8 protein-coding genes and 1 pseudogene are annotated in these 9,383 nt (G+C 62.7%); all 9 read left to right on the top strand.

Going from position 1 to position 9,383, the window contains the following annotated elements:
- Positions 1-236 precede the first annotated feature (236 nt).
- A complete protein-coding gene (gene rimP / locus VJ604_RS06215; protein WP_324080734.1) occupies positions 237-719 on the top strand; it encodes a ribosome maturation factor RimP in 483 nt (160 codons plus the stop codon).
- 41 nt (positions 720-760) lie between these two features.
- A complete protein-coding gene (nusA, locus tag VJ604_RS06220; protein WP_324080736.1) occupies positions 761-1,918 on the top strand; it encodes a transcription termination factor NusA in 1,158 nt (385 codons plus the stop codon).
- 5 nt (positions 1,919-1,923) lie between these two features.
- Entirely contained in the window at positions 1,924-2,517 is a 594-nt protein-coding gene (locus VJ604_RS06225) for a DUF448 domain-containing protein (RefSeq protein WP_324080738.1), read from the top strand.
- On the top strand, positions 2,518-5,466 hold the full coding sequence (gene infB / locus VJ604_RS06230; protein WP_324080740.1) for a translation initiation factor IF-2: 2,949 nt from the start codon (positions 2,518-2,520) through the stop codon (positions 5,464-5,466). It begins immediately after the preceding gene.
- Between the two features lie 189 nt (positions 5,467-5,655).
- A complete protein-coding gene (locus tag VJ604_RS06235) occupies positions 5,656-6,015 on the top strand; it encodes a ribosome-binding factor A (RefSeq protein ID WP_324080741.1) in 360 nt (119 codons plus the stop codon).
- A complete protein-coding gene (locus VJ604_RS06240; protein ID WP_324080744.1) occupies positions 5,996-6,970 on the top strand; it encodes a DHH family phosphoesterase in 975 nt (324 codons plus the stop codon). The genes VJ604_RS06235 and VJ604_RS06240 overlap by 20 nt, the downstream gene beginning before the upstream one ends.
- Positions 6,967-7,851 (top strand): tRNA pseudouridine(55) synthase TruB, encoded by an 885-nt coding sequence (gene truB / locus VJ604_RS06245; RefSeq protein ID WP_324080749.1) that lies wholly within the window; start codon positions 6,967-6,969, stop codon positions 7,849-7,851. Before VJ604_RS06240 ends, truB begins: the two co-directional genes overlap by 4 nt.
- A 118-nt stretch (positions 7,852-7,969) precedes the next feature.
- Positions 7,970-8,236, top strand: coding sequence for a 30S ribosomal protein S15 (gene rpsO / locus VJ604_RS06250; protein ID WP_324080746.1), 267 nt, complete (start codon positions 7,970-7,972; stop codon positions 8,234-8,236).
- A gap of 180 nt (positions 8,237-8,416) precedes the next feature.
- Positions 8,417-9,383 (top strand): annotated as a pseudogene (locus VJ604_RS06255) (polyribonucleotide nucleotidyltransferase); the annotation flags it as partial.

Below are 9,383 nucleotides of genomic sequence, written 5' to 3' on the forward strand. Positions count from 1 at the left end.
TTTTATTACTTATTTTTGTACCGGTGTTCTTTCGACCTGGATGTCGGTGGACCCATTGTCCGTGACATTCATGATGCCAGCGCACGTTGGCGACGGCGGAAACCTTGGAAATCGGTATGTTTTTGAAAAAAACAGCTTGCATTAAAAGGGTGGCCATGTTAAATAATGAGGCACATGTTAACGTTCACTGAAAGTGAGCTCTTCCGGCTCACTTTTTTTATTGGGAAATCCGCAAGATGGCAAAGGTCGATGTTGTAGATAGAGTCACCGAGATTGCTGGTGAAATCCTTCCCCCGCTCGGCATGGCATTGGTGGACGTCGAGTACAAGCGCGAGGGGCGGGACATGGTGCTGCGCCTTTTCATCGAGAAAGAGGAAGGCGGCGTATCGCTGGACGACTGCTCCCAGGTATCGAGGGAAGTCTCCGACATCCTGGACGTTGAGGATTTCATCAAGGAGAACTACACCCTCGAGGTCTCCTCGCCCGGCATCTGCCGCCCGCTTAAGAGGCTCGCCGATTACCAGCGCTTCCTGGGCAAGCTGGTCAAGATCAAGACCTTCGAGGTGCTGGCCGACGAGGCGGGCAACAAGCGCAAGACCTTCCTTGGGACGCTGACCGCAGCTGAGGACGGGGTGATCAGAGTTCACCTCAAGGAAGGCCAGGACGCCGCCATCCCGCTGGACAAGGTGGCCAAGGCCAATCTCGAGTTCGAATTTTAACTGTTACGCAAAAAGTTCCGATTTTTTACAAGGAGAGAGACGTGGAAACGAGCTTTAACCTCAAACACACCATTGACCAGATCGTCAAGGAAAAGGGTATCGATAAAAATATCGTGGTCGAGGCGTTGGAGCAGGCTGTGCTGACCGCCGCCAACAAGAAGTTTCGCAATACCCGCGATCTGGAGGCTCACTACAACCCCGAAATCGGGGAGGTGGAGCTGTTTGAGTTCGTTACCGTCGTGGAAGAGGTGCAGGACTCCTACCGCGAGATAGAGCTCGATGAGGCTCGCGAGGAGGACCCGGAGGTCGAGATCGGTGACTCCATCGGCATGAAGATGGATGCCAGCGGCTTCTCCCGCATCGCAGCACAGACCGCCAAGCAGGTGATCATCCAGCGCGTGCGCGAGGCGGAGCGCGAGACCATCTTCAACGAGTTCCAGGAACGGATCATGGAGATCGTGAACGGCGTGGTGCGCCGCTTCGAGAAGGGGGACCTGATCGTCGACCTGGGGCGCGCCGAGGCGCTTTTGCCCCACAAGGAGCAGGCCCCGCGCGAGGTCTACCGCCAGGGTGACCGCGTGAAGGCGGTGATCACCGAGATCAGGATGACCACCAAGGGGCCGCAGATCATGCTGTCGCGCACCCATCCCATGATGCTCGCCAAGCTGTTCGAGGCCGAGGTGCCGGAGATCGCCGAGGGGATCGTGGAGATCAAGAGTGTCGTGCGCGAGCCGGGCGGGCGTGCCAAGATCGCTGTCTACTCGCACGACTCCGACGTCGACCCGGTGGGCGCCTGCGTCGGTATGCGCGGTTCCCGCGTGCAGAACGTGGTATCCGAGCTCCGCGGCGAGAAGATCGACATCATCCCCTGGTCCGAAGACATCGCCCGCTTCGCCTGCAACGCGCTGGCGCCGGCGGTGGTCACCAAGGTTTACGTCGATGACGAGGAGCAGGCCATGGAGGTGATCGTGGCCGACGACCAGCTCTCGCTCGCCATCGGCAAGCGCGGCCAGAACGTGCGGCTCGCCGCCAAGCTGACCGGCTGGAAGATCGACATCAAGAGCGAGACCCGCATGGCCGAGGCCGAGCTCCAGCAGTTCGCCTCCTATGACGGCACCGCCGAGGAAGAAGAGGCCGCCGAGGCCCCCGGCGACAACGTGGGCAACGTCGCCGTGGTCGAGGACGAGGAGAACGCTTAGCAGCCATGCCCAAGGCCATTCCCTTAAGAAGCTGCCTGGCCTGCCGGGAGACCAGGGACAAGGGGGGGCTGCTCCGCTTCGTACTGGCGCCGGACCGCACCTTGGTGCCGGATCTCCAGCAAAAGCTCCCGGGTCGCGGGGCTTATACCTGCCTGAAGGCCTCCTGCGTCAGGCAGGCCGCCCTCAAAAAGCAGTTCGCCCGCGGTTTCAAGGGTGAGGTGCAGGGTGCAGAGGGCGAGGCGCTCATCCGGCAGGTGGGAGAGAAGCTGAGGGAACGGATCGCCTCCTATATCTCGCTCGCCAACAAGGGGGGGAAGGTCGTCTCCGGCTCCGATCAGGTCGCCGAGCGGCTCAAGAAAGGGGAGGCGGGGCTTTTGTTCATGGCCACCGACATCTCCGAGGAGAGCGGGGAGAAGTTCCGCGGGCTGGCAAGGCTCCACGACACACCGGCCGCGTCCTTCTTCGACAAGGAACATTTGGGAGCGTTGCTGGGCAAGGAATTAAGGAGCGTGCTGATCGTCCTGGAGAGCGGCTTCGTCGGGTCTATAGCTTTAGAAATGGAAAAGTACAGGAACTTCTTTGAGGAGGAGCGTGAGTAGATGAGCAAACGCGTACACGAAATAGCGCAGTTGTTGGGAGTCGATAACAAGGAGGTCATGGCGAAACTGGCCGAGATGGGCCGGGACGTCAAGAGCCACATGGCTGTTATTGATGATGCGGACGTCAAGGTCCTGACCGCTACCGCGCCGACTGCCCATAAAGACGTTTCCTCGCAGGAAGAAGTCCGAGTGAAGCCGACCCTGATCCGCCGCCGTGCAGCCAAGCCGACTGAGGCGCCCGAGGCGCCCCAGGCCGAGGCAGCTGCGGCCGAGGAGCCCAAGAAGGAGGCGGCGGCCGAGCCGGCGCCCCCGGTCAAGGCCGAGCCGGAGCCGGTGGCGGTCGAGAAGCCTGCCCGTCCGGCAGCGCCCCGGGCCAGGATCATCGAGGCCGCTCCGGTCAAGCCCGCTCCGGAAGCGCCGGCTGCCGTGGTGGTCGAAAAAGAGGAGAAGCCTGCTCCGGCAGCCAAAGAGGCCGCTCCGGCCGCACCGGCCGCCAAGCCCGCGGCACCGGCCAAGCCTCAAGAAGAGGCGCCGGCCCCCGTTGCCGAGACCCCGGCCAAGGAAGAGACCCCTGCCGCGCCGGCCGCCAAGCCCGCTGCCGAGGCACCTGTCGCTGCCGCACCGGCTGCTCCCGCGGCACCGGCCGAACCGGATAAAGCTACTCCCACCAGGGCCAAGATCCTGGGTCGCGTGGAGATACCCCTGCCTGCCCAGCGGCAGCCCCAGCAGCGCGAGTACCAGCCCCGCGAGTACCAGCCGCGTCCTGCAGCTGGCGGCGAGCGCCCGGCGCCGCGTCCCGGCATGCCGCGCGGCGTGGAGCGCCCGGGCACCGAGCGTCCGGCACCGCGTCCCGGCGCGGGACGTCCCGGCGAACGCCCGGCAGGCGCCCCCGGCCGTGCACCCGAGCGGCCCGCGCCGCTGGGTCCGATCGACACCGGCTTGATGGGTGACGATCGCCGCAAGGGTAGGAAGGGACCTCCCCCGCCCGCCGGCGGTGCCGGTGGCGGTGGCGATTTCGCCAAAGGCGCCAAGAAGGGACCTGCGGCCGGTAAAGGGAAGAAGGAAGCCTTCAAGAAGCCGGATATGCTCGACAAGCGCGAGCGCATCTTCGAGCCGGGCCCGCGCTCCAAAGGGAAGAAGAGGGGAGTCGAGAAGGTCCAGATCGGCAAGAAGACCGAGATCACGGTGCCTAAGGCCATCAAGAGGATCATCAAGATCAGCGAGTCGATCACCGTCGGCGAACTGGCCAAGAGGATGGGCATCAAGGCCACCGACCTGATCCGCGCGCTGATGAAGATGGGGGTGATGGCGACCATCAACCACCCGCTGGACTTCGACACCGCGACCATCCTGGCCACCGACTTCGGCTACGAGATCGAGAACGTGGCGCTGGACGTGGACGAGATGCTGGAGGCGGAGCCGGATGCACCTGAGACCCTGGTGAAGCGTCCGCCGGTCGTCACCATCATGGGCCACGTCGACCACGGCAAGACCTCGCTGCTGGACGCAATCCGCGAGACCAACGTGATCGCCGGCGAGGCGGGGGGCATCACCCAGCACATCGGCGCCTACGACGTCGAGCTGAACGGCCGCAAGATCACCTTCCTCGACACCCCGGGCCACGAGGCGTTCACCGCCATGCGCGCCAGGGGCGCCAAGGTCACCGACATCGTCATCCTGGTGGTGGCCGCCGACGACGGCGTGATGCCGCAGACCCGCGAGGCGATCAACCACTCCAAGGCCGCCGGCGTACCGATCATCGTTGCCATCAACAAGATCGACAAGCCGGACGCCAACCCGGCCAAGGTGAAGCAGGAGCTGATGGAATTCGCCCTGGTCTCGGAAGAGTGGGGGGGCGACACCATCTTCGTGGAGGTGTCGGCCAAGAAGCGGATCAACCTGGAAGAGCTCCTGGAAATGGTCCTCCTGCAGGCGGACGTCCTGGAACTGAAGGCCAACCCGGACAAGGCGGCCCGCGGCACCATCGTCGAGGCGAAACTCGACAAGGGTCGCGGCCCGGTCGCCACCGTGCTGGTCACAGAAGGCACCCTGAGAGGCGGCGACTACTTCGTGGCCGGCGTCCACTCCGGGCGTGTGCGTGCCATGCAGAACAACCGCGGCGAGAAGGTGCAGGAGGCCGGGCCCGCCATGCCGGTCGAGGTCATCGGCTTCACCGGCGTGCCCGACGCGGGTGACGTCTTCGTGGCACTGGCCGACGAAAAGCAGGCCAAAGAGATCGCCAACCACCGCCAGGCCAAGCTCAGGGAGCAGGAGCTCGCCAAGAGCAGCAAGCTCTCCCTGGAGCAGCTCTACGAGAAGATCCAGAAGGGCGAGGTCAAGGACCTCAACACCATCGTCAAGGGCGACGTGCAGGGCTCCGTGGAAGCGGTCGCCGAGTCGCTCAGGAAGCTCACCACCGACGCGGTCCGCCTGAACGTGCTGCACGCCTCGGTCGGCGCCATCACCGAGACCGACGTCAACCTCGCTTCCGCCTCCAACGCCATCATCCTGGGCTTCAACGTGCGTCCCGAGGTCAAGGCGGCGCAGCTCGCCGAGAAGGAAGGGGTCGACATCCGTCTCTACAACATCATCTACGATGCGGTGGACGACATCAAGAAGGCGATGGAAGGCCTCCTGGAGCCGACCTTCAAGGAGAAGGCCCTGGGCCGCGCCGAGGTCAGGGAGACCTTCCAGGTGCCCAAGCACGGCACCGTGGCAGGTTCCTACGTCACCGACGGCAAGATCGTCAGGAACGCCCAGGTCCGCCTGCTGCGCGACAACGTGGTCATCCACGACGGCAAGCTCGCGAGCCTTCGGCGCTTCAAGGACGACGTCAAGGAAGTCGCCACCGGCTACGAGTGCGGTATGTCGATCGAGAACTACAACGACCTCAAGATCGGCGACATCATCGAGTGCTACGAGATGGAGAAAGTGGCCACCAAGCTGTAAGGGCTCCACCAATTCTCCCAGCCGTTAAGTCCCCCTTGATAAAGGGGGATTTAGGGGGATTGCAGTTGAGGTTTGACAGGCACAAGCAATCCCCCCTGTCCCCCCTTTGTCAAGGGGGGGACGACATGCGCGGCTGTGGCAGCGTGAAGTTAATTGCAAGCAAGTTGAAAGAGAGTGTGAAAAAAGCATATGGTTAAGCGTTCAGATAAAGTCGGCGAGGAGATCCACAAGATCATCTCCGAGCTTTTGATCAAGGGGCTCAAGGATCCCCGCATCGGCTTCGTCACCATCACCGGGGTCAAGATGACCCCCGACGTCAGGATGGCGACCGTGTACTTCACGGTGCACGGCGGCGACGAGCAGAGGCAGAACTCCGCCGCCGGCCTCAACAGTGCCCGCGGTTTCATCAGGAAAGAGATCGGCCAGGCCCTCAAGATGCGCTTCACCCCCGAGATCCAGTTCAAGTACGATACCTCCCTGGAGTACGGCCAGCACATCGAATCGATCCTCAAGGAGATAGGTTCCACGGATGACGGCGACAACACCTGAGATTGCGGCGATCCTGGCCGAAATCGACAAGAACACCAGCTTCCTGATCACCAGCCACGAAAGCCCCGATCCCGATGCCATCGGCTCCTCGCTCGCGCTTGCCAACTACCTCACCGCGCGCGGCAAGGAGGTCACCGTTTACCTCTGCGACCCGGTCACCGAGAGCTGCAAGTTCCTCCCCCTGGCCGACCAGGTCCTCCACGAACTGCCGGAGCGCGACTTCGACGTCTGCTTCGTGCTGGACATCGGCGAGTTCAGGAGGGCCGGCAAGGCCATCACCACCTGCCAGCGGATAGGCTGCTACATCAATCTCGACCATCACTTAGGCTGCGAACTGTTCGGTAAGCATAACCTGATCGATCCCAAGGCCTGCGCCACCGCGGCGCTCGTCTACCGCATCATTACGGCGGCCGGCGACGTGGTCGATTATCCGACCGCGCTCTGCATCTACACCGCCATCCTGAGCGACACCGGGAGCTTCCACTACTCGAACTCCACCCCGGAGGCCTTCGCCATCGCCGGCGAGATGATCGGCAAGGGTGTCAACGCCTGGACGGTGAACGAGAATCTCTACGAAAGCGAGCCCAAGCAGCGCATCGCCCTCCTGGCGCTGGCCCTTTCCGACCTGACCATCTCCCCCAACGGCGAGTACGCCTCGGTCACCGTCACCCAGGACATGTACGAGGCCACCGGCGCCACCGCCGAGGATACCGACCGCTTCATCAACTACCCGCGCTCGATCCGCGGCGTGGAGGTGGCGCTCTTCTTCCGCCAGCTTGAGGAAGGGAAATTCAAGGTCGGTTTCCGGTCCAAGGGGAAGGTCGACGTGGCAGCAGTTTCCGCCTCCTTCGGCGGCGGCGGGCACCACAACGCGGCCGGCTGCATAATCAAGGGAACCCTCGCCGAGGTGAAGGCTCAGGTCTTCGAACGCCTGGAGCAGATGCGGGGATGCTGAACGGCTTTTTCGTGATCGACAAGGAGGCGGGCGTCACTTCCCATGACGTGGTCGCCAAGGTTCGGCGCGCCATCGGCCAGAAGAAAGTGGGACACACCGGCACTCTCGACCCCTTTGCCACCGGCGTGCTGCCGGTCGCCGTGGGGGAGGGTACCAAGGCGATCCAGTTTCTGGACGAGTCGCAGAAGGAGTACCGGGCCGTGCTGCGGCTGGGGATCTCCACCGACACCCAGGACCTGACCGGCACCGTCATCGAGGAGCGCCCCTGGTCGCACCTTGCCGCCGAGGATCTCGAGCGCCTGGTAGCGAAATTCTCGGGGAAGCTCTCCCAGCTCCCCCCCATGTTCTCCGCCATCAAGCGCGACGGCGTGCCGCTGTACAAGCTGGCCAGGAAGGGGATCGAGATCGAGCGCGAGCCGCGCGAGGTGGAGATCTTCTCTCTTTCCTTCGACTGGATCCGGCTCCCCGAGGCCTGCTTCACCGTGCGCTGCTCGCGCGGCACCTACGTCCGCACGCTGGCGACCGACATGGGCGAGGCGCTGGGGTGCGGGGCGCACCTCCTTGAACTCAGGCGCCTTAGCTCCGGGATCTTCGCCGAGGCGGACTCGCTCAAGATCGAGCAGCTCGCTTCCTCGCCGGACCAGGCCGCACTGCTGCTCCCGCTGGATCGCGCGCTCTGCCACCTGAAGGCGCTCAAACTGAGCGCCGAGGGGGGACGTAAGGTCGGCAACGGCGTGAAGCCTGAAGCGGCCGACTTTGCCGAGGCTCTCCCTGAACTTTCACCCGGAGAGCAGGTGCGACTGTATCAGCAGGATAGGCTTCTGGCAGTCGGCGAGTGCGATGAAGTCAAAAGGATCAGGCTGGCTCGGGTATTCAACTAGCTATTATCCTTTACACGTAGTGGTTTTTGTGGTAAACAAGGCGGATGTCGAACTTTTCCGTGTACTCCCAGAGGCGCGGACAGCTATAAATAGTACAAGTGGAAGGAGGTGTAATCGAATGCTGGTAACGGACAAGAAACAGGAAATAATCTCTGCTCATAAGCTCCATGACACCGACACTGGGTCCCCGGAAGTGCAGATTGCCATTCTGTCAGAGCGCATCACCTATCTGACCGAGCACTTCAAGGTTCACAAGAAGGACCATCACAGCCGTCGCGGTCTGTTGAAGATAGTCGGCCAGAGAAGGGGTCTGCTTGACTATCTGAAGAAGAAAGACGTCGACAGGTACAAAGCGATCATCGAAAAACTCGGCATCAGAAGGTAATAGAAGGCAGTATACCTCCGGGTATATTGCCTTTTCCTCTTTTTTCGCAAGGGCCCTAGTGCCCTTTTCTTTGTTGGGGGCGTGGATAAAAGTGCCCTGCGGACCCTCGTGCCCGCACGGCGCCTTTCTCGGCGGCCCCAACACCAACCAGGCAAATACATCAGGTCAGGAGGCCGATTAATGGAACACACAGTACAGGCAGAATGCTGCGGCAAGACAATCACTATCAAAACCGGCAAGATCGCCAAGCAGGCGAGCGGCGCCGTCATGATCTCCAGCGGTGACACCATGGTGCTGGTCACCGCGGTAGCGCTGAAAGCCGCCAAGGAAGGGCAGGGGTTCTTCCCGCTCACCGTCAACTACCAGGAGAAGGCCTACGCCGGCGGCAGGATTCCCGGCAGCTTCTTCAAGCGCGAGGGGCGTCCCTCCGATAACGAAACCCTCACCTGCCGTCTGATCGATCGCCCGATCCGTCCGCTCTTCCCGGAGAACTTCCTGAACGACACCCAGATCATGGCCACCGTCATGTCGGCGGACAAGGACCACGATCCGGGCATCCTCTCCATGATCGGCGCCTCCGCCGCGCTGATGGTCTCCGACATCCCCTTCTTCGGGCCGATCGCCGGCGTCAAAGTGGGCCGCGTGAACGGCGAGCTCATTGCCAACCCGACCGCCGAGCAGGAAGAGAACTCCGACATGGAGATCGTGATCGCCGCCAGCAAGGATGCCATCCTGATGGTGGAAGGTAGTGCCAAGGAGGTCTCCGAGAACGACCTCTTGGAGGCCATCTTCTTCGGCCATGCCGCCGTGCAGCCGCTGCTGGTTGCCCAGGAAGAGCTGGCCGGCAAGGTCGGCGTCGCCAAGCGCGTGATCGAGCCGCCGGTGGTCAACGAGGCGCTGAAGGCCCGCGTCAAGGAGATCGCCTACGAGGGGATGAAGCAGGCGGTCCGCATCAAGACCAAGGTCGAGCGTCACAACGCCATCGACACCATCACCGACGAGACCCTCGCCGCACTGGCCACCGAGTTCGAAGGGGCCGAAGGCGAGATCAAGGCGGTCATCGAGGACTTCGAGTACAACCTGGTCCGCGAGCACATCATCAAGGACGGCGAGCGCATCGACGGCCGCGACACCAGGACCATCCGCG

The organism is Geomonas sp., from assembly GCF_035254065.1.
In the GTDB taxonomy this organism is placed as follows: domain Bacteria; phylum Desulfobacterota; class Desulfuromonadia; order Geobacterales; family Geobacteraceae; genus Geomonas.